Source organism: Pseudonocardia sp. Ae717_Ps2, from assembly GCF_001932475.1.
In the GTDB taxonomy this organism is placed as follows: Bacteria; Actinomycetota; Actinomycetes; order Mycobacteriales; family Pseudonocardiaceae; genus Pseudonocardia.
The window spans coordinates 3318286-3340337 of sequence record NZ_MCIS01000001.1; the positions used below are offsets into that span (position 1 = coordinate 3318286).

4 protein-coding genes and 1 pseudogene are annotated in these 22052 nt (G+C 76.9%); all 5 read right to left on the bottom strand.

The features are described from left to right. Positions 1-30: 30 nt before the first annotated feature. The 5 genes and pseudogenes from Ae717Ps2_RS15205 to Ae717Ps2_RS36145 all read right to left on the bottom strand — a co-directional run bounded on the left by Ae717Ps2_RS15205 (position 31) and on the right by Ae717Ps2_RS36145 (position 22003). A complete protein-coding gene (locus tag Ae717Ps2_RS15205; protein ID WP_083702382.1) occupies positions 31-1896 on the bottom strand; it encodes an FAD-dependent monooxygenase in 1866 nt (621 codons plus the stop codon). Then, positions 1893-2960, bottom strand: a complete 1068-nt coding sequence (locus Ae717Ps2_RS15210) for a methyltransferase (RefSeq protein WP_198932188.1) — start codon at positions 2958-2960, stop codon at positions 1893-1895. The genes Ae717Ps2_RS15205 and Ae717Ps2_RS15210 overlap by 4 nt, the downstream gene beginning before the upstream one ends. Continuing rightward, a complete protein-coding gene (locus Ae717Ps2_RS15215; RefSeq protein WP_020623671.1) occupies positions 2957-4168 on the bottom strand; it encodes a cytochrome P450 in 1212 nt (403 codons plus the stop codon). The genes Ae717Ps2_RS15210 and Ae717Ps2_RS15215 overlap by 4 nt, the downstream gene beginning before the upstream one ends. Before the next feature lie 33 nt (positions 4169-4201). Next, positions 4202-10342: pseudogene (locus tag Ae717Ps2_RS15220) on the bottom strand (type I polyketide synthase); the annotation flags it as partial. A gap of 42 nt (positions 10343-10384) precedes the next feature. Then, positions 10385-22003 (bottom strand): type I polyketide synthase, encoded by an 11619-nt coding sequence (locus Ae717Ps2_RS36145; protein WP_198932189.1) that lies wholly within the window; start codon positions 22001-22003, stop codon positions 10385-10387. Positions 22004-22052 lie beyond the last annotated feature (49 nt).

Here is a 22052-nt window from a genome sequence, read left to right on the forward strand (position 1 = left end):
TGACGCCGGGCAGGGGCGGCACCGGGCAGGTCAGCGGTCGCGGCGCAGGACCGCGTCCAGTGCCGCGGTCACCTCGGCCTCGGGATCGTCCGCGGGACCGGTGGCGCACCAGGCCACGACCCGGTCCGGGCGGACCAGCACCGCGCCGCCGGGGCCGGTCCCCCGCCGGTCGAGCCAGGCCGTTCCGGGGGCGAGCAGGTCGCCGTCGAGGTGCCCGATCCGGACCGCGTCCAGCCCGACACCCAGCTCGCCGGCCACCTTCGCCGCCGCCTCGGCCCAGGCCTGCCCGTCCTCGCCGGCGATCAGCAGGAACCGACCGGGACGGACCAGGTCCATCACCGGCAGCCGGGCCGTGACGTCGCCGTCGGGGTCGACCCAGGCGTGCGGCAGCAGTGCTCCGGGGCGGGTGCCCGGCCGGTGGATCCGCGGGTCCGGCGGCGGGTCCGCCGGCGAGCCGTCGTCCACCAGCGCGGTCGCCGGGTCGGCCGGGTCCACCTCGTAGCCGTACTCGATGCCGAGCGCGTCGAACTCTCCGGACTGGTCGGCGAAGGCACGGCGCATGCGGCGCCGGAGGTCCTCGTCGGCGGGGTCGTCCCCCCACATCCGGCGCAGCGTCGCCCAGTTCCGGTCCGGGTCGCTGCCCGGGCCGAAGCCGGCCGCCTCCATGCCCCGCAGATGGGTGACGATGTTGGCCACGGCGTGCTGGACGAACTGCACCGTGACCGGTTTGCGCTCGGCCTCGTAGCTGTCGAGCAGGCCGGGTCCGGCCTGGCCCTGCAGCACCGCGGCGACCTTCCAGACCAGGTTGTGCGCGTCCTGGATCGCGGAGTTGAGCCCGAGCCCGCCGGTCGGCGGCAGCCGGCGCACGGCGTCGCCGAGCAGCAGCACCCGGCCGTCGGCGAACCGGTCGGCCACGACGCCCTCCACCAGCCACCGGTTGATCCGGTGGACCTGCATCGGGTGCCGGTCCAGGCCCAGTGCCCGGCGCAGCTCGGCCACGACCGCCTCGTCATCGGGGACGGGGACGTCCATCGGGAAGCTCAGGTGGAACACCCACTCCTCGGAGTCGGTCCCCCAGCGCTGCGGTCCCATCGGCACGATCGCGCAGCTGGTACCGATGTGCGGCAACCAGATCCAGCGGATCAGGACCTCGTCGTCGCGCAGCCAGCGGGTCAGGTCGGTCGTGGCGTGCACCGACACCGACCGGAACAGGTTGCTGACGCCCTCCATGGTCACGCCGCGATCGGGCCCCACGAAGCGGCCGCCGTCGCACCCGAGCACGTACCGCGCCCGGACCCGGGTGACCTCGTCGGTCGCGACGTCGCGCACGGTGGCGGTGACGCCGTCCTCGTCGGGGTCGAGGGCGGTGACCTCCCGGCCGAACCGGACCCGGCCGGGGGCCAGCTCCTCGGCGCGGCGGCGCAGCAGCGGCTCCAGCCGGATCTGCGGGAGGTTGGTGGTGCGGCACGGGCTGGCCGCGACCCAGGCCGGGTCGGTCGCGCCGGCGCCCCAGCACTCGATCCGGGCGATCTCGCGCCCGTAGTCGTCGTGCTCGCCGCGCAGCCCGGCGTACCAGCCGGTGTGGCTCATGTTCGCCGCGGGCGTCCCGGCCGCGTACACCTGCTCGGCCAGGCCCAGCTCGCGCAGGATCTCCATGGTCCGCTGGTTCAGCACGTGCGCCTTGGGCACCGTCGAGGTGTCCGGACGGGCGCTGACCAGCAGCGAGTCGATCCCCAGCCGGGACAGCAGCATGGAGGCGGTCAGGCCGGCCCCGCCGCCGCCGACGACGAGCACGTCGACCTCGCGCACGTCGTCCTCGCGCCGCTCGACCCCGGGCACGTCGACCCCGGGCACGTTGACCCCGAGCACGTCGACATCGGGCAGGCCGCCGGTCATGCGGGCCGCCGCCCGACCACCGCGCCGTTGGCGCCCGCGGCCTCGAACCGGACGACCTCGAGGTCGACGAACCCGGTGTCGGCCAGCCAGCCCAGGTACTCGGTCTCGGAGTAGTTCTCCCCGCCGTCGTGGGCGACGAGCATGTTCATGCCCATCAGCGCCGCGGCGGGAGGCCCGCTGCGCGCGGGGTCGAGCAGGAGCTCGCAGACCACCACCGCACCGCCGGGCGGCAGCGCCTCGAAGCACTTGCGCAGCGTCTCCCGGTTGCGCTCCTCCCCCGCGCAGTGCAGGACCTGGCTGAGCACGATCAGGTCGTGTCCGGACGGCAGGGCGGCGTCGGTGAACAGGTCGCCCGGTGCGGTGCCGATCCGGTCCTCCAGACCGGCCGCGGCGACCTTCTTCGTGGCGACCGGGCAGACGTGCGGCAGGTCGTACACGGTTGCCCTCAGGTGCGGGTGACGCCGGCACAGTTCGATCGGGAACCCGCCGGAGCTGCCGCCGACGTCCAGCAGCGCGGTGTGCCGGCCGACGTCGTAGGCCCCGGCCAGCGCGCCCGCGGTGGTGAGTGCGACGGCGTGCATCGCGTTGCCGAAGAACTCGGTCATCACGAAGTTGTCGACCTCGAAGACGCTGTCGCGCTCCTCCGGCTCGGCGAACACCGGGCTGTCGGTGCGCAGCGCCTCGGTGATGCCCTGCCAGCCGGGGTAGAGCACCCGGTCGTAGAACTGCACGAAGCCGCCGAAGTGGTCCTCGACCCCCTCGACGAGGAACTCCTGGGCGAGCGGGGTGTTGCGGTAGCGGCCGTCGGCGGTGCGCTCGACCAGTTCCAGGGAGGTGAGCGCGGCCAGCAGCACGCGTGCGGGGCGCGGGGCGAGCCCGAGCTCCTCGGCGAGCTCCGCCTCCGTCCGGGCACCTCGGCCGGACAGGGCCGTGAACACGTCCAGCTCGACGGCGGCGGCGAGGGTCTTGAAGGCCATGAACCCGTTCACCAGGTTCAGCAGCGGTATCTGGGACGGCCGTGCGGACTGCTCGGTCACGTCGGTCTCCTCACGGGTCTCGGTCACCAGGTGACGGGAAGGGCGGCGAGCCCGCCGGCCAGGCGGCCGCCCGGGTGCGGCGCGAGCTCGGAGTCGTCGACGGCCAGGCGCAGGTCGGGGAACCGCTCGAACAGGGCCCGGTAGGCCACCCCGAGGATGATCCGCACCAGCGGCGCGCCGGTGCAGTGGCGCAGGCCGTGGCTGAAGGTGAAGTGCGGGTTCGGCACGCGGTCGACGTCGAAGGTGAACGGGTCGTCGAACACGCGCGGGTCGTGGTTGGCCAGCGAGAAGTCCACCATCACCAGGTCGCCGCGGCGGATGGTGACGCCGTCGACCTCGATGTCGGTGTGCGCGTAGCGGGGCAGCACGGGGGCGCCGATCGTCGCGCGGAGCACCTCGTCGACGGCCCGCGACATCACGTCCGGGTCGGCGACGGCGCGTCGGCGCTGCTCGGGGTTGCGCAGCAGCAGCAGGGTGCCGAAGTCGACGTGGCTGGCCAGCCCGGACAGCCCGGTGAACAGCAGCGCGACGATGTGCGTCGCGATCGCGCGGTCGTCCAGCCCGGTCTCGACGAACCGGGACACGACGTTGTCGCCCGGCGCCGCCCGCACCCCGGCGGCCGTCGCGGAGGCCCGCTCGAACAGCGCCTCCATCCCGGCGTGGGAGTCCGCGGCGTCGGTGGTGTCACCGACCCGGTCCATCATGGACAGCAGCGGCTCCCGCTCGTCGTCCGGGATGCCCATCATGTCGCAGAGCGCCTGCTGCGGGAACGGCATCGACCATGCCTCGTGCAGGTCGGCGGGGGCGCCTGCCTCCTCGATCCGGTCCAGGAGCCGCTCGGCGATGGCCTCCACGGAGGCGCGGCGGTCCAGCACCCGGCGGGCGGCGAAGCTCGCGGTGTACATCGCGCGCTTGGTCAGGTGCTCCTGGAGCTCGACCTCCGGGGGTGCGTCGGTGATGAGCATGTCGAGCATCGGGTTGTCGAGGAACTTCGGTGCGTGTGCCGGGTCCTCGTGGGACCGGCCGAGCCGGTTGTCGGTCAGCAGGGTCGCGACCTCGGCGTGCCGGGTGACCAGCCATGCGGGGTCACCGACCGGGGTGCGGATCGGGCACACCCCGGCCTGCTGCTGCAGCCGCAGCCGCAGCGGGCTCAGCGTGAGCACACCGGGCGGGTCGATGCCGACGACCGGCGGCTCGTCGTGTGCCGCGGCGGCACTCGTCGTGGAGGTGGACATGGGTTCTCCCTCGGGTGGACCGGGACGGACGGGTCAGGTGCGTGCCGGCACGCGCTCGGTCAGCCACTCCTCGACGACACCGGCGGTCAGGGCGGAGTCCTCCATCACCATCGCCATGTGCGTGGTGGGGATCTCCCGGACCTCGTCGGCCGGGACGGCGACGCTGATCCCGGACGCGGTGGCCGCGCCGGTGGCCTCGTCGTCGCGCGAGCACCGGACCATGAGCGTCGGCACCGTCGGCTCGTCACCGATGCCGGTCATGCTCACGAACCAGTGCGCCATCGCGGAGAGCCGAGCGCTGTTCATGCTCACCGCGGGCGAGTCCATGGTGGTGAAGTAGTGCTGGGAGGTGGCGTCGAAGTCGATCGCCTCGCCGCCGTCGTAACGCAGGCTCAGCGTGTCGAGCATGATCACCGCCTCCGGGCGGACCCCCCAGGTGCGCTCGAGGATCCCGGCGGCGAAGTAGGCCAACGTGCCCCCCGAGGAGTGTCCGAGCAGGACGAACGGCTCGCCCTCGGAGGCGTGCAGGATGCTCTCCGCGACGACCCGGCCGGCCGCCTCGGTGCTCGCCGGGAGGCTCTCCCCCGGCGCGAAGCCCACCAGCGGCAGCGCCGAGACGTGCCGGCGGCCGCGCAGGTGGGCCGCCATCCGGGCGTAGAGGTGCACGCCGGCGCTCGCTCCGGGCGAGCTGATGCAGATCAGCCGCGGGTCCCGGGACCCCTCGGCCAGGACCACGGGTGCGGGCAGTTCCGCCAGCTCGGCAGGGCTCTCGAAGCTGGGCCGCAGTGCGGCGACCGCGGACAGCATCCGCAGCCCGGCCAGCGACCGCCCGTCCCGGACGGCCTGGCTGAACAGCTCGTGCACGGTCTCCCCGGCGGGCACCGTCCGCGGCCCGGGCCCGCCGGACGTCGCGGCGCCCTCCACCACCTCGGGTGCGGTCGCCAGGTACCGGGCGAGCTCGGCGGGGGTGCGGTGGTCGAACACCACCGAGGTCGGCAGCCGCAGACCGAGCGCCTCGGACAGCGCGTTGCGCATCTCGACCGCGATCAGCGAGTCGAAGCCCAGCTCCAGGAAGTCCCGGTCCGGGTCGATGCCCGCGGGGTCGTCGTGCCCGAGCAGCCGGGCGGCCTGGGCCACGATCTCGGTGCGCAGCAGCTCCACCCGCCCGTCGGCGTCGCGCTCCCGGAGCCGGGTGCCCAGCGTCGCCGGGGCGACACCGGTCCCGGCGACCGGGCGGGTCCGGCGGACCAGGCCGCGCAGCAGCGGCGGCACGGTGCCGGCTGCGGCGCCGCCGCGCCCGGTCCCGAGCTCCAGCACGACCGTGGCCGGGCGGTCCGCGGCGACCGCGGCGTCGAACGCGGCGAGCCCGCGGCGCACGGTCAGCGGCGGGAACCCGGAGCGGGCGATCCGCTCGGCGGCGGCCGGGTCGGCGGTCATGCCGCCGGTCGGCTCCCACGGCCCCCAGGCGATCGACGTCGCGGGCAGGCCGAGCCCGTGCCGGTGTGCGGCGAGCGCGTCGAGGAACGAGTTCGCCGCCGCGTAGACCCCCTGCCCGGCGCCGCCCATGATCCCGGCGACCGAGGAGTAGAGGACGAAGAACCGCAGCGGCAGCGCCCGGGTCGCCTCGTGCAGGTTCCAGGCACCGCCGGCCTTGGGGGCGAGCACCCCGGCCAGCCCGTCGGCGGTGGCCGCCGCGACCAGGCCGTCGTCCAGGACCCCCGCGGCGTGCACGACCCCGGTCAGCGGGTGCGCCTCCGGGACCGACGCGACGAGCGCGGCGACGGCGCCGGGATCGGCGACGTCGCAGGCGGCGAGGGTGACCCGGGCGCCGTGCCCGGCGAGCTCGTCGCGCAGGGCGACCGCACCCGGGGCGTCGGCGCCGCGACGCCCGGCGAGGACGAGGTGGCGCACCCCCGCCTCGGTGACCAGGTGCCGGGCCAGCTCCGCGCCGATCCCGCCGGTGCCGCCGGTGACCAGCACGGTGCCGTCGGGGTCGGGGTCCGGGCTCCCGGACGGCGCGGTGGTGACCGGCGCCAGCCGCGGGACGCGCACGGCGCCGTCGCGGACGACGACCTGCGGCTCGTCCCCGGCGGTCAGGCCGGGCAGCGCCGCCACCGAGTGTTCGGAGACGTCGATGTCGGCGAGCAGGAACCGGCCGGGGTTCTCCGACTGTGCCGAGCGGACCAGCCCGGCGGCGGCGGCCGCGGGCAGGTCGCGCGGCGTCTCCCCCGGCGGTGCCGCGGCACCGCTGGTCACGAACACGACGGTGCAGCCGGCGAGCCGGTCGTCGGACAGCGCCTCCTGCAGCAGTGCCAGCGTGCGTCCGCCCAGCTCGCGGGTCGCGGCCGGGACGTCGTCGGTGTCGGGCGCGGCGAGCGGGACGAGCACGGCGTCCGGGACGCCGGCGGCGGCGTCCGCGACGGCGCCGAGGGTGTCGCCGAACGCGTCGACGGTGTGCCCCGCCGAGTGCACCCCGTAACCCAGGTGCCAGTGGTCGACGCCGACGATCCCCCATCGCAGCCCGCCCGGGTCGGGTGCCTCACCCGCCCGTTCCGGCCAGTCCTGCGTCAGCAGCGGCAGCCGTCCGGTGGCGGGGCCACCGCGCCCCGAGGTGGTGCGCAGCTCCAGCGCCTCCACGGTCAGGACCGGCAGGCCCGCCCGGTCGCTGGCCCGCACGCTCACCGATCCGGGGCCCGCGGCGGTGATCCGCACCCGCAGCGTCGTGGCGCCGGAGGCGTGCAGGACCGCGCCGGACCAGTCGAACGGCAGGCCCGGGGTGTCCTCCTCGAGCAGCACGATCGGGTGCAGCGCGGCGTCGAGCAGAGCCGGGTGCACGCCGTAGCCGCCGGTGTCGCCGGTCGTCCCGGCGGAGATCTCGGCGTACACGGAGCCGTCGTGGCGCCAGGCGCGCGCGACACCGCGGAAGGCCGGGCCGTAGTGCAGCCTGCCGTGCTCGGACAGCCCCTCGTAGAACCCCTCGAGGTCGACCGGTCGGGCCCCGGCGGGTGGCCACTCGGCGTCGTCCGGTGCCGGGACGGCGTCGTCGGCGGTGGTCAGCCGTCCCGACGCGTGCAGGGTCCAGGAACCGTCCGGGTCGCCGGCGGGCCGGGCGTGCACGGTCACCGGGCGGCGGGGGTCCGCCGCCGCGGGGTCCTCGGGGGCGCCGACCCTGACCTGCAGGGCGACGGCGTCGTGCGGGCCGAGCTCGAGCGGCTCGGTCAGGGTCAGACCCTCGACCCGCTCGCAGCCGGTGGCGTCGCCCGCGCGCAGGACGAGCTCGAGGAAGCCGGTGCCGGGGAAGAGCACCCGCTCGCCCACGACGTGGTCGGCCAGCCACGGCTGCTCGGCGAGCGACATCCGTCCGGTCAGTACGGTCTCACCGGACCCGGCGACCGAGACGGTGGCGCCGAGCAACGGGTGGTCCGCCGAGCCGAGACCGAGACCGGACGCGTCGGGGACACCGATCGCGGCGGTGCCCGACGGCCAGTGCCTGCGGTGCTCGAAGGCGTAGGTCGGCAGGTCGACCCGGCGCGCACCGGTCCCGGCGAACCCCGCCGCCCAGTCCACCTGTCCGCCCGCGACGTGCAGCTCGGCCAGCGCACCCAGCACCGAGTCCTGCTCGCTCCGGCCGGTGCGCAGGGCCGGGACCAGCACCGCGCCGTCGGGGGCCGAGGCCGCGGCCAGTGCGGTCAGCGTGGAACCGGGCCCGACCTCGACGAACGCGCCGATGCCCAGCCCGGCCAGGGTGGCGACGCCGTCGCCGAACCGGACGGGGTCGCGCAGCTGGCGGACCCAGTACTCGGGCCGGGCCAGCTCCTCCCGGGTGGCCGGGCGGCCGGTGAGGTCGGAGATCAGCGGGATCGACGGCGCGGCCGCGGTCAGGTCGGCGACGATCTCACGGAAGTCGTCGAGCATCGGGTCGAGCAGGGGCGAGTGGAACGCGTGCGAGACGGCCAGGCGGGTGGTGCGGCGTCCCTCGGCCGACCAGCGGGCCGCCAGCTCCTCGACGACGGCGGTCACCCCGCTGACCACCACCGAGCGGGGCCCGTTGACCGCGGCCAGCGCGACCTCGTCGGTGTGCCCGGCGATCAGCGGCACGACCTCGTCCTCGGTGGCCTCGACGGCGACCATCGCGCCCTCGCCGGCCATGGTCTGCATGAGCCGGGCCCGGCCGGCGACGAGCGCGCAGGCCTCCTCCAGCCCGAACACCCCGGCGACGTGTGCGGCGGCGAGCTCGCCGATGGAGTGGCCGAGCAGCGCGTCCGGGCGCACGCCCCGGGACTCCAGCAGCCGGAACAGCGCGACCTGACCGGCGAACAGTGCGGGCTGGGCCCACCCGGTCTCGGTCAGGGTGTCCGGGTCCTCGCCCCACAGGACCTCGCGCAGCGGGCGCTCCAGCCACGGGTCGAGGTGGCGGAACACCGTCTCGATCGCCTCGGCGAAGACGGGCTCGGTGGCGTACAGCTCGCGGCCGGCCCCGAGACGCTGGCTGCCCTGTCCGGAGAACAGCAGCGCAGTGCTGCGCCGGGTCGCGGTGCCGCGGGCGAGCTCGCGGACACCGTCCGGTCCGGCGGCGAGCACGACGCGGTGTTGATGGGTACCGCGGGTGCTCGCCAGGGACCAGCCGACGTCGAGGGGGCGGGGGGCGTCCGGTCCGGTGGCCAGGGCGGTGATCCGCTCGACCTGGCCGTCCAGCGCACCCGCCGTGCGGGCCGACACCGGCCAAGGCACGGTGCCCGGTGTCGGCGGTGCCGCCGTGGTCCCGCCGGGGGCGGCGCCGGGCTCGGGGGCACCGTCGTCGGGCTCCGGATCCGGGGCCTGTTCCAGGACGAGGTGCGCGTTGGTGCCGCTGATGCCGAACCCGGACACCCCGGCGCGGCGCGGCCGGTCGGTGCGCGGCCACGCCTGCGCGGTGGTGAGCAGCTCGACCTCGCCACCGGACCAGTCGACATGCGTGGTGGGGCGGCTGACGTGCAGGGTGCGCGGGAGGGTGCCGTGCCGCAGCGCCTGCACGGTGGCGATCACCCCGGCGACGCCCGCGGCGGCCTGGGTGTGCCCGAGGCGGGACTTCACCGCGCCGAGGCGCAGCGGGTGCTCGCGGTCGGCTCCGTAGGCCGCGATCAGCGCCTGGGCCTCGATCGGGTCGCCGAGCACGGTGCCGGTGCCGTGCGCCTCGACGGCGTCGACGTCGGCCGGGTCGAGACCGGCGGAGGCGAGTGCGGAGCGGATCACCTGGACCTGCGACGGGCCGTTCGGTGCGGTGAGACCGTTGGAGGCGCCGTCGGAGTTCACCGCGGACCCGCGCAGCACCGCGAGCACCGGGTGCCCGTGCGCGACGGCGTCGGACAGCCGCTCCAGCAGCACCACGCCCGCGCCCTCGGACCAGCCGGTGCCGTCGGCGTCGTCGGAGAACGCCTTGCACCGGCCGTCGGCGGCGAGACCGCCCTGCCGGGTGAACCCGGCGAAGTTGCCGGGGGTGGCCATCACGGTGGCGCCACCGGCGAGCGCGAGACCGCACTCACCGGCCCGCAGCGCCTGCGCCGCCAGGTGCATCGACACCAGCGACGACGAGCACGCGGTGTCCACGGTCACCGCCGGGCCGACGAACCCGAGTGCGTAGGACAGCCTCCCGGAGATGACGCTGGCCGCGGTGCCGGTCCCGGCGTGGCCCTCCACGTCCTCCCCGGACCGCATCAGCACGTGGCCGTAGTCCTGACCGTTGGTCCCGACGAACACACCGGTCCGGCTGCCGCGCAAGGTGTCCGGGTCGATCCCGGCCCGCTCGACCGCCTCCCAGGTGGTCTCCAGCAGCAGCCGCTGCTGCGGGTCGGTCGCGAGTGCCTCGCGCGGAGAGATCCCGAAGAATCCGGCGTCGAAGTCACCGGCGCCGTCGAGGAACCCGCCGCGCAGGGTCGCGCTGTGCCCGCGCTCGCCGCCGGCGAGCAGCGCGAGGTCCCAGCCCCGGTCGGTCGGGAACGGCCCGATCACGTCGTCGTCGGAGCACAGCAGCCGCCAGAGGTCGTCGGGCGAGTCGATCCCGCCGGGGAACCGGCAGGCCATGCCGACCACGGCGATCGGCTCCCGCACACCGGCCTCGGCCTCCTCGAGACGCCGGCGCGTCCGGTGCAGGTCGGCCGTGACCCACTTCAGATAGTCGACGAGCTTCTGGTCGTCCGGCACGGCGGGCACCTTCCTTCTGGGCTGACGGGTCGGCGGTCAGGAGTGGTCGGAGCCGTTGCGGGCCCGGCCCAGCTCGTTGTCGATGAAGGCCAGGACGTCCTCGGCGCTCGCCTCGCGGATCCGGTCCTCCACCCCGGCCCCGCCGGGGCCCCGGTCACGGGCCTCGTGCCGGGCGAGCAGCCGGCGCAGCCGCGTGAGGACGTCGGCGCCGGTGAGGTCGGCCGGATCGGCCGAGGCGAGTGCCGCGTCGAGGCGGTCGAGCTCGGCGGTGAGCGCGGGCACCGGGCCGGTCGCGCCGACCAGCTCGCCGACCAGGTGCCGGGCCACCGCGAGCGGGGTCGGGAAGTCGAACACCAGGGTCGAGGGCAGCGCCAGCCCGGTCGCCGCGGTGAGCCCGTTGCGCAGCTCGACCGCCGCGAGCGAGTCGACGCCGAGCGCCCGGAACTCCTTGTCGACCGTGACCTCGGCGACGTCGTGCCCGAGCACCGCGGCGGCGCTGCGGGTGACGAGGGACAGCACGTGCTCCTCGCGGCGCTCCGGCGCCATCTCCGCCAGGGTCCGGGCCAGGTCCTGCGACGACGTCCGGTCCGATGCGCTGCGTCGGCCGCCGACGACCAGGCCGCGCAGGATCGGCGGTACCGGTCCGGCCGGACGGCCCCCGCCACCGCCGAGGCGGACGGCGACCTGGACCGGGTCGGTGCGGGTCACCGCCTCGTCGAACAGGGCCAGGCCGTCGGCGGTGTCCAGCGGCGGCATCGCGGTGCGGGCGGCCCGTTCCGCGACGGCCTCGCCCATCCCGGCCGCCCAGGGGCCCCAGGCGAGCGACAGCCCGGGCAGGCCGAGGTCGTGCCGGTGTCGGGCCAGGTCGTCGAGGGCGACGTTCGCGGCGGCGTAGTTCGCCTGCCCCGCGGCGCCGAGCACACCGGCGACCGAGGAGTAGAGGACGAACCCGCGCAGCCCGGCGTCGCGGGTGAGGTCGTGCAGGTGCCAGGCGCCGTCGACCTTCGGGGCGAGGACGGTGTCGAGCCGCTCGTCGGTGAGCGAGCCGACGGTGCCGTCGTCGAGCACACCGGCGGTGTGCACCACCGCGGTCAGCGGGTGCTCGGCCGGGACCGCGGCGAGCACGGCGGCCAGGTCGGCCCGCACGGCGGTGTCGGCCGCGGCGACGGTGACCTCCGCGCCGTGCGCGGCGAGCTCGGCCCTCAGCTCCAGGGCGCCGGGGGCGTCCGGGCCGCGGCGCGAGACCAGCAGCAGGTTGCGGTGGCCCCGGCCGGCCAGGTGCCGGGCCAGCTCGGCGCCCAGGCCGCCGGTGCCACCGGTGACGAGCACGGTCCCGTCCGGGTCCCAGCCGGGCACCGGGCCGTCCCCGGTGCCGTCGGTGGGTCCGTCGGCCGGGGCGAGCCGGGGCACCCGGACCGCGCCGTCGCGCAGGACGAACTCGGTCTCCCCCGCCGTGAGCAGGGCGGGGAGGGTGGCGAGCGCGGCGAGCGACCCGGCGTCGGTGTCGGCGACGGCGAAGACGCCGGGGTGCTCGGAACGGGCCGAGCGGGCCAGCCCCCACACGGTGCCGGTGGCCGGGTCGACGAGCCGTTCGTCCGGTGCGGCGGCGACGCCGCCGCGGGTCAGGAACAGCACCGTCAGGTCGGGGCGCTCGGTGGCCAGCCGGTCGGTGACGACGCCGAGCGTGCGGTGGGCCAGCGCGCGGGCCCGGCCGGGGACGGACCCGTCGGTGTTCGCGGGCAGCGGCACCACGAGCATCCCGGTGCCGTCGGGCACCGCGTCGACCGTGGCCACCACGCTGACCTCGCGTCCCGTCCCGGTCAGCGCCTCGGCCACCGTGCGGGCGGCGTCCGGCGCGGCGCCGGCCGGGGTGGGGTCCAGCACCGCCCAGCGCGCCACGTCGACCGGGGCGAGGTCCTCGGCCGGGACCCAGTCGGTGCGCAGCAGCGCCCCGACGCCGCGCGACGGGCGCACGGGTGCCCCGTCGGGGACGGCGAGGGTGGCGGCCACGGTGAGGACCGGGGCGCCCGCGCCGTCGTGGGCCGAGACCCGCACGCCGCCGGTGCCGTCGGGGCGCAGGGCGACCCGCAGCACGGTGGCGCCGGTGGCGTGCAGCCGTGCCCCGTGCCAGGCGGTGGCCCGCAGGGCGGGCTCCCCGGCGTCGGCGGCGGCGATGCGCACGGCCGCGTCGAGCAGCGCGGGGTGCAGTCCCCAGCCGACCGGCCCCCGGCCCGGGGTCTCCACCAGCGCGATCTCGACGAGGACACCGTCGTCGGTCCGCCACACTCCGCGGACCGAGACCGGGCCGTCCGCCGGGAGCGCACCGACCGGGGCGATCTCCTCGGCGGTCCCGGTGGCCTGCGGGAGGACAGCGGGCACCTCCGGACCGTCGGGGCCGGGTCCGGCGAGCACGCCGGTGGCGTGCGCAACCCACGGGGCGTCCCCGGTGCGGGAGTGGACGGTGACCGGGTGGCGCCCGGACCCGTCGTCGTCACCGGCGCGGACCTGCAGCGCGAGCGCACCGGTGGCCGGGACGACGAGCGGGGTGTGCACGGTGAGCTCGGCGACCCGGTCGCAGCCGACCCGGTCGCCGGCCTGCACGGCCAGCTCGACGAGCGTGGCCGACGGCAGCTCGGCCGGGCCGTCGCCGACCGCCCACGGCACTGCGGCCGCGGTGAGCCGCCCGGTGAGGACACAGCCCCCGTCCGCGACGGTGACCGCGGCACCGAGCAGCGGGTGCCCGGCAGGTTCCTGGCCGAGCCCGCCCGCGTCGGCGGGGGCCGCGCCCGTCGCCGGCCAGAACCGGCGGTGCCGGAACGGGTAGGTGGGCAGGTCGACGGTGCGTGCGCCGGTGCCGGCGAGCACCGGGGCCCAGTCGACGTCGACGCCGGCGACGTGCAGCCGGGCGAGCGCGGTGAGCGCGGTCGTCTCCTCGGGCCGGTCGGCGTGCAGCAGCGGGGTGAGCACGGCGCCCTCGCCGGTGAGGTCGGCGGCGAGCGCGGTGAGCACACCGTCCGGGCCGAGCTCCAGGAACGCCGTCGCGCCGCGGTCGGACAGCCGGGCGACGGTGTCGGCGAAGCGGACCGTGTCGCGGACGTGGCGCACCCAGAACCCGGGGTCGGTCACGTCGTCGTCGCCACCGGTGAGCAGGGGGATGCGCGGCGCGTGCAGGGCCAGGCCCTCCACGACCGTCGCGAACTCCGCCAGCACCGGTTCCATCAGGGGTGAGTGGAACGCATGTCCGACCGGCAAACGGCTAGTCCTGTGCCCGGCGCCGGCGAGCGTGGCGGCGATCGCGGTCACCTCGGCGTCGTCGCCGGCGACCACCACCGAGGCCGGGCCGTTCACCGCGGCGATCGCGGTGCGCGGGGTCAGCAACGGTGTGACCGTCTCCTCCGGGGCGGCGACCGCGACCATCGCGCCGCCCGCGGGCAGGGCCTCCATCAGCCGGGCCCGGGCGGCGACGAGGGTGCAGGCGTCGTCGAGGGAGAACACCCCGGCGACGTGTGCGGCCGCGATCTCACCGACCGAGTGCCCGCCGAGCAGGGCGGGGCGGATGCCCCACGACTCGACGAGCCGGTACTGGGCGACCTGCAGCGCGAACAGCGCGGGCTGGGCGATCCCGGTGCGGCGCAGCTCCTCCGGGTCGTCGGGGATGGTGGCGCCGAGCCGGCCCAGCACGTCCTCGAGCGCCTCGGCGAAGACCGGGAAGCGGGCGGACAGCCCGCTCCCCATCCCAGGGCGCTGGGTGCCCTGCCCGGAGAACAGCAGGGCCAGCGTGCGGTGCGTCGCGGTCCCCCGCGCGACCTCGGCGGGGGTCCCGCCCTCGGGCCCGGTGAGCAGGACGGCGCGGTGCTCGAAGCGCGCGCGGCCGCGCACCAGGGAGTACGCGACGTCGACCGGGCGCCGGTCGCGCACCGCGTCCCGCACGTCGTCGAGGGCCGCGTCGAGCACGTCGGGGTGCCGGGTGGACACCGGCAGCGCCACCACGGCGGGGGTCACCTGCCCGGTCGCGGGCTCCGCGACGGGCGGCGGCTCGGGTGCGGCCTCCAGCACGACGTGGGTGTTGGTGCCGCTGATCCCGAACGAGGACACCGCGGCCCGGCGGGGCCGCCCGGTGTCCGGCCACGGGGTCCGCTCGGTGCGCAGCCGCACCGCCCCGGACGACCAGTCCACGTGGCCGGAGGGCTCGGTGACGTGCAGGGTGCGCGGCAGCTCGCCGTGCCGCAGCGCCTGCACCGTGGCGACCACGCCGACCGCGCCGGCGGCGGCCTGGGTGTGGCCGAGGTTGGACTTGACCGACCCGAGCAGCAGAGGGTGCTCGCGCTCCCCCCGCCCATAGGTCGCCAGCAGCGCCTGGGCCTCGATCGGGTCGCCGAGCACCGTGCCGGTGCCGTGCGCCTCGACCGCGTCCACCTCGGCGGCGGACAGCCCGGCCGCGGCCAGGGCCGCCCGGATGACCCGCTGCTGGGCGGGCCCGTTCGGGGCCGTCAGACCGTTGGAGGCGCCGTCGGAGTTCACCGCGGAGCCGCGCAGCACCGCGAGGACCTCGTGGCCGCGGCGGCGGGCGTCGGACAGCCGCTCCAGCACGATCACGCCGACGCCCTCGGACCAGGCGGTGCCGTCGGCGTCGTCGGAGAAGGGCTTGCACCGGCCGTCCGGGGCGAGGCCGCCCTGCTGGGTGAACTCCATGAAGGCGCCGGGGGTGGACATGAGCTGCACGCCACCGGCGAGGGCGAGCGAGCACTCGCCGGCGCGCAGCGACTGCGCGCCGAGGTGCAGCGCCACCAGCGCCGAGGAGCACGCAGTGTCGACGGTCATCGCGGGGCCCTCCAGGCCCAGGGCGTAGGCCACCCGGCCGGAGGTGACGCTGGCCGAGGTGCCGGTCCCGGAGTAGCCCTCCATGCTCTCCGGCGAGCCGAACAGCAGGTGCGCGTACTCGGCGCCGCCGGTGCCGACGAACACCCCGGTCGGGGTGCCGCGCAGGGCGGTCGGGTCGATCCCGGCGCGCTCGCACGCCTCCCAGGACGCCTCGAGCACCAGCCGCTGCTGCGGGTCCATCGACAGCGCCTCGCGCGGGGAGATCCCGAAGAACTCCGGGTCGAACTCGGCGATCGAGTCGAGGAAGCCGCCGCGGGCCGTCGCACTGGAGCCCGGCCCCTGGCCGGCCAGCGCGGCGAGGTCCCAGCCGCGGTCGGTGGGCAGCGGACCGGTGGCGTCGCGCTCCTCCACGAGGAGCTGCCACAGGTCCTCCGGGGACCGGACACCGCCGGGGAACCGGCAGCTCATCCCGACCACGACGACGGGGTCGTCATCGGTGACGCGGGCCGGTGCGGCGGCCGAGGTGTCCGCGGGGGCGTCCGGGTCGCCGAAGAGCTCGCCGAGCAGGTGCGCGGCGAGCGCGTCGGGTGTCGGGTAGTCGAAGACGAGCGTGGCGGGCAGACTCAGCCCGGTGCCGGCGGTGAGCCGGTTCCGCAGCTCGACCGCGGTCAGCGAGTCGAGTCCGAGCTGGCGGAACTCGGCGGTGCCGTCGAGGCCCTCGGGCGAGGCGTGTCCGAGCACGGCCGCGGTCTCGGCGCGGACCAGGGCGCGGACCGCGTCCGGCCGGTCGTCGGCGGCGAGGCCGGTGAGCCGGTCCCTGGCGCGGCCGTCCCCGCCGCCCGCGGCGGTGCGCCGGGTGCGGACCAGGCCGCGCAGCAGCGGCGGCACGGTCGCGGCGTCCGGTGCCGGTCCGGCACCGCTGCCCGCGGTGACCCGGGCGGGGACGACGACCGGGTCGTCGACCAGGGTGGCCGCGTCGTAGAGGGCGAGGCCCTGCTCGAGCGACAGCGGCGGCATCCCGGACCGTTCCATCCGTTCCAGGGCCGCGGCGTCGAGCGCCGCGGTCATGCCGGTGGTCGGCGCCCAGGCACCCCAGGCCAGGGAGACGGCGGGGAGCCCGAGCCCGCGGCGGTGCTGGGCCAGTGCGTCGAGGTAGCCGTTGGCCGCGGCGTAGTTGCCCTGCCCGGCGCTGCCCATGACCCCCGAGACCGAGGAGTAGAGGACGAACGCGGCGAGGTCGAGCCCGGCGGTCAGCTCGTGCAGGTGCCAGGCGGCGTCGACCTTGGGGGCGAGCACGCGGTCGAGCCGCTCCGGGGTGAGCGAGCCGACGACGCCGTCGTCGAGGATCCCGGCCGCGTGCACCACCGCGGTCAGCGGCCGTTCCAGACCGGCGAGCACCGCGGCGAGAGCGTCGCGGTCGGCGACGTCGCAGGCGTGCACCGCGACCTGCGCCCCGCCCGCCCGCAGGTCGGCGACGAGCTCGGCCGCGCCGGGGGCGTCCGGGCCGCGGCGGCTGACCAGGGTCAGGTGCCGCGCGCCGCCGTCGACGAGGTGCCGGGCCAGCTCGGCGGCCAGCCCGCCGGTGCCGCCGGTGATCAGCACGGTGCCGTCCGGGTCGGGCCCCGCCGGGACGGTGAGGACGATCTTGCCGACGTGCTGGGCCCGGCTCATGAACCGGAACGCCTCGGGAGCCCGGCGCACGTCCCAGGTGCGGGTCGGGAGCGGCTCGATCGCACCGTCGGCGAACAGCACCAGCAGGGCGTCGAGCATCTCCCGGATCCGCTCCGGGTCGACCTGACCGAGGTCGAAGGGCCGGTAGACGATGTCGGCCGGCAGCGAGGCCGGGTCGCGCAGGTCGGTCTTGCCCATCTCCAGGAACCGGCCGCCGGGCCCGAGCAGCCCGAGCGAGGCGTCGACGAACTCGCCGGCGAGCGCGTTGAGGACCACGTCGACGCCGCCGAACGCGCTCGCGAAGCCGAGGTCGCGGGAGGAGGCGATGTGGTCGTCGGCGACGCCGAGCGAGCGCAGCACGTCCTGCTTGGCCGGGCTCGCGGTGGCGTACACCTCGGCACCCAGGTGGTGGGCCAGCTGGATCGCCGCCATGCCGACGCCACCCGCACCGGCGTGCACCAGGACCCGCTCGCCCGGCCGGACCCCCGCCAGGTCGACCAGGCCGTGGTAGGCGGTGAGGAACACCAGCGGGACCGAGGCGGCACGCTCGAACGACCAGCCGTCCGGGATCCGGGCGAGGTGCCGTTCGTCGGCGGTGCCGAGCGGGCCGAACCCGCCGAACAGCATGCCGGCGACCGCGTCGCCGACCGCCAGCGACGTGACCTCCGGCCCGGTCGCGACGACCACGCCGGCGGCCTCGGCGCCGAACATGCCCGCCTCGCCCGGGTACATGCCCAGCGCGTTGAGGACGTCCCGGGAGTTCAGGCCGGCCGCGCGGACCGCGACCCGGACCTCCCGGGCGCCGAGCGGGCCGTCGGCGTCGGGCGCGGGGGCGAGGGTGAGCGCGGCCAGGCTGCCGCCGCCGGCGGTGTCGAGCCGCCACGGGACGCCCACCGGGGGCAGCAGTCCCGAGGTCTCGGGCCGGGCCCGGTCCAGCCGCGCGGCGAGGATCCCGGTCCCGCGGACGGCGACCTGCTGTTCGTCGGCCCGTGCGAGCGCCGCGGCGAGCACCCGCGGCGCAGCGGCCTCGGCGGCCACGTCGACGGTGTCGGCGGGCAGATCGACGACGAGGAACCGGCCGGGGTTCTCCGCCTGGGCGGACCGGACGAGACCGGTCGCGGCGGCGGCGGCGAGGTCGGTGACCGGATCGCCCGCGCCCGCGGCACCGCGTGTGAGGAAGACCGTGCGCGGTCCGTCCGGGTCGGCGACGGCGCCCTGCAGCACCGCGAGCACGGCGTGGGTGCTCGCGCGGACCGCGTCCGGGGTCGCGCCACCGGCCACACCGGCGACCACGAGCTCCGGCGTCCCCCCGTCGGCGACGGGGGCGCCGAGCGCGGCGGTGAGCGCGTCGGCCACCCCGTGGACGTCCGGGCCGTGCAGGGCCCAGCGCACCGGCTCGGGCATCCCCGGCGGGACGTCCAGCGGTGTCCACCCGGGCCGGAACAGGGACTCGGCGGTGCGCGTGCGTGCCGGGTCGGCCGGGGCGGTGGGCTCGCGCAGGGCCAGCGCGTCGACCGACAGCACGGGGTCCCCTGCCGCGTCGGCTGCCTCGACCCGGACGGCGCCGTCCCCGGCGTGGACGACCCGCACCCGCAGCAGCGGGGCACCGGTGGCGTGCAGGGTCACTCCGGACCAGTCGAACGGCAGCCCGCGGGGTGCGTCCGGGAGCAGTGCCGCGGCGTGCAGCGCGGCGTCGAGCAGCGCCGGGTGCACCCCGTAGAACGCGGCGTCCTCGGTGACGGGGTCGGACTCGATCTCGGCGAGGACGTCCTCGCCGTCCCGCCAGGCGGCGCGGACGCCGCGGAACGCCGGGCCGTAGTCCAGGCCGCCTGCGGCGGCGGTGCCGTCGTAGAACGCGGCGGGGTCGAGCTCCTCGGCCCCGGGCGGCGGCCAGGCCGTGGCGACGGGTGCGGGGACGGTGCCGGTGCGCGGGGTCAGGGTGCCCTCGGCGTGGCCGGTCCAGTCGTCACCGGAGCCCGCCTCGCGGGCCCAGACCGACAGCGGGCGCCGTCCGCCGTCCGGGGCACCGACGCGGACCTGGATCTCGGCCGCCCCGCCGTCCGGGACGACCAGCGGCACGGCGAGGGTCAGCTCACCGACCCGCTCGCAGCCGACGAGGTCCCCGGCCCGCAGCGCCAGCTCGAGGAAGCCGGTGCCGGGGAACAGCACCGACCCACCAACGACGTGGTCGGCCAGCCACGGCAGGGTCGCGGCCGACACCCGTCCGGTGAGCACGACCTCCTCGGAGCCGGCCATCGCGACCGACGCCCCGAGCAGCGGGTGCCCCGGGGACTCCAGACCGAGCCCGGAGACGTCACCGGGCCGGACGGTGGGTGCGGCGGCGGGCCAGTACCGCGCACGGTCGAACGGGTAGGTCGGGAGCTCCACCGGCCGGGTGCCGCACCCGGCGAACCAGGCGGTCCAGTCGACGTCGGCGCCTGCGGTGTGGAGCCGGGCCAGCGCGGTCGCGGCGGTGCGGAGCTCGTCGTGGTCCCGCCGCAGGAGCGGGACGGCGACGGCGTCCGGCACCGTCGCGGGGACCAGCCCGGACAGCGCGGTGTCCGGACCGAGCTCCAGGAACGCGGTGGCTCCCGCGGCGGCCAGCGTGGCCAGTGCGTCGGAGAACCGGACGGTCCCACGGGCGTGCCGGGACCAGTGGTCGGGCGCGCCGAGCTCGTCGGGGCCGGCGGGACCACCGGTCAGGGTGGACACCAGACCGATCTGCGGCTCGGTGAGCTCCAGCCCGGCGGCGACCGCGTCGAGGTCGTCGAGCACCGGGTCCATCCGTGCGGAGTGGAAGGCGTGCCCGACCCGCAGCGGGGTGGTCTCCCCCAGCCCGGCGGCGACCTCCGCCACGGTGTCGGCGTCCCCGGACAGCACTACGGAACCGGGCGCGTTCACCGCGGCCAGCGACACGCCGTCGCGCAGCGCCGCGAGGGCGTCGGCCTCGGTCGCCCGGACGGCGACCATCGTGCCGCCCTCGGGCAGCGCGTCCATCAGCGCGCCGCGGGCGGTGACCAGGCGGGCGGCGTCGGGCAGCGACAGCATCCCGGCGACGTGGGCGGCGGTGATCTCGCCGATCGAGTGCCCCGCGACGTGCCGGGGCCGCACGCCGAGCGCGGTGACCAGCCGGAACGAGGCCACGCCGACGGCGAACAGGGCGGGCTGGGCGTAGCGGGTGCGTTCGAGCAGCGCGGGGTCCTCGCCCCAGAGCACCTCGCGCAGCGGACGGTCGAGGTGGCGGTCCAGTTCGGCGGCACAGGCGTCGAAGGCGTCGGCGAAGACGTCGAAGCGGGCGTGCAGCTCGCGGCCCGCACCGAGCCGGACGCTGCCCTGCCCGGAGAACAGGACCGCGGTGCCCGGCTCCCCGGCGACGCCGCTGGCCAGCTCGGTGAGACCGTCCGGGCCCGCGGCGAACACGGCGCGGTGCTCGTGCACCGCCCGGGTGGCGGCCAGCGCGGCGCCGATGTCGGACCGGGCGCCGGGGCCGGCCGGGTCGAGGGCGTGCAGCTGCGCGACCCGCTCCTGCAGGGAGCGCGCGCTGCGGGCGGAGACCGGCCACGGGACGAGCGCGTCCTCCGGCCCGGGGCGGGCCGGAGCCGGTTCCCCGGGCGGCGGCTCCTCCAGCACCACGTGCGCGTTGGTGCCGCTGATGCCGAACGAGGAGAGCCCGGCGCGGCGGGTGCGTCCGCCGGCTGGCCACGGGAGCGGCTCGGTGAGCAGCGCGATCCGGTCGGCCCAGTCCACCCGGCCGGTGGGTCGCTCGACGTGCAGGGTGCGGGGCAGTTTCCCGTGCCGCATCGCGAGGACGATCTTGAGCAGCCCGGCCATGCCGGCGGCGGCCTGGGTGTGGCCCATGTTCGACTTCACCGAGCCGAGCCGCAACGGCGCGTCGCGGTCGGCGCGGCCGTAGGTGGCCAGCAGTGCCTGCGCCTCGATCGGGTCGCCGAGTGCGGTGCCGGTGCCGTGCGCCTCGACGACGTCGACGTCGGCGGCGTCGAGCCCGGCCGCGGCGAGCGCGGCCCGGATGACCCGCTGCTGGGACGGCCCGTTCGGCGCGGTGAGCCCGTTGGAGGCGCCGTCGGAGTTGACCGCCGAGCCGCGGAGCACCGCGAGCACGGGATGGCCGTGCCGGCGGGCCTCGGAGAGCCGCTCCACGACGACCACGGCCGCGCCCTCGGACCAGGCGGTGCCGTCGGCGTCGTGGGAGAAGGCCTTCACGCGGCCGTCGGCGGCGAGCCCGCCCTGCCGGGAGAACCCGCCGAACGAGGTCGGGGTGGCCATCACGGTGACCCCGCCGACCAGGGCACGGTCGCACTCGCCGGCCCGCAGCGCCTGGGCGGCGAGGTGCAGCGCGACCAGCGCCGAGGAGCACGCGGTGTCGACGGTGACGGCGGGCCCCTCCAGCCCGAGCGCGTAGGACAGGCGCCCGGAGATGACGCTGGCGGCCAGCCCGGTGCCGGCGTGGCCCTCCAGGTCCTCCCGGGAGCCGAGGACGACGCGCTGGTAGTCCTGCCCGTTGGTGCCCACGAACACCCCGGTCCGGGATCCGCGCAGGCTCGTCGGTTCGGTGCCGGAGCGCTCCAGGGACTCCCAGGACGTCTCCAGCAGCAGCCGCTGCTGGGGGTCCATGGCGAGCGCCTCGCGCGGGGAGATGTCGAAGAACGCGGCGTCGAAGTCGGCGACGCCGTCGAGGAACCCGCCCCGGGCGGTCGCGCTGGCGCCGGGACCGTCGCCGGCCAGCGCCGTGAGGTCCCAGCCGCGGTCGGTGGGGAACGGGCCGATCACGTCGCGGCCCTCGGCGAGGACGGTCCAGAGGTCTTCGGGCGAGGCGATGCCGCCGGGGAACCGGCAGGCGGCGCCGACGACGACGACCGGGTCGTTCCGGTCGTCCGGGCCGGCCACGGACGTGGTCGGGGCGGCGGCGTCATCGGCAGCGTCACCGGCCGGGTCGAGCTCGTCGAGCAGGTGCCGGGCCACCGCCCGCGGGGTGGGGTGGTCGAACACCAGCGCGGCGGGCACGGCGAGCCCGGTGACGGCGGCGAGCCGGTCGCGCAGCTCCACCGCGGTGAGCGAGTCGATCCCGAGGTCACGGAACGGGCGCTCGGCGGGGATCCGGTCGGTCCCGGTGTGGCCGAGCACGGCGGCGGCGGTGGCGCGCACCAGGTCCAGGACCGGCTCGATCCGGTCGGTGCCGCGCAGCCCGGACAGC

Bases quoted from the DNA above. Each gene is read 5' to 3' on its own strand.
- Ae717Ps2_RS15215 (WP_020623671.1), bottom strand. From the start codon at position 4,168: ATGTCCACCTCCACGACGAGTGCCGCCGCGGCACACGACGAGCCGCCG.
- Ae717Ps2_RS15205 (WP_083702382.1), bottom strand. From the start codon at position 1,896: ATGACCGGCGGCCTGCCCGATGTCGACGTGCTCGGGGTCAACGTGCCC.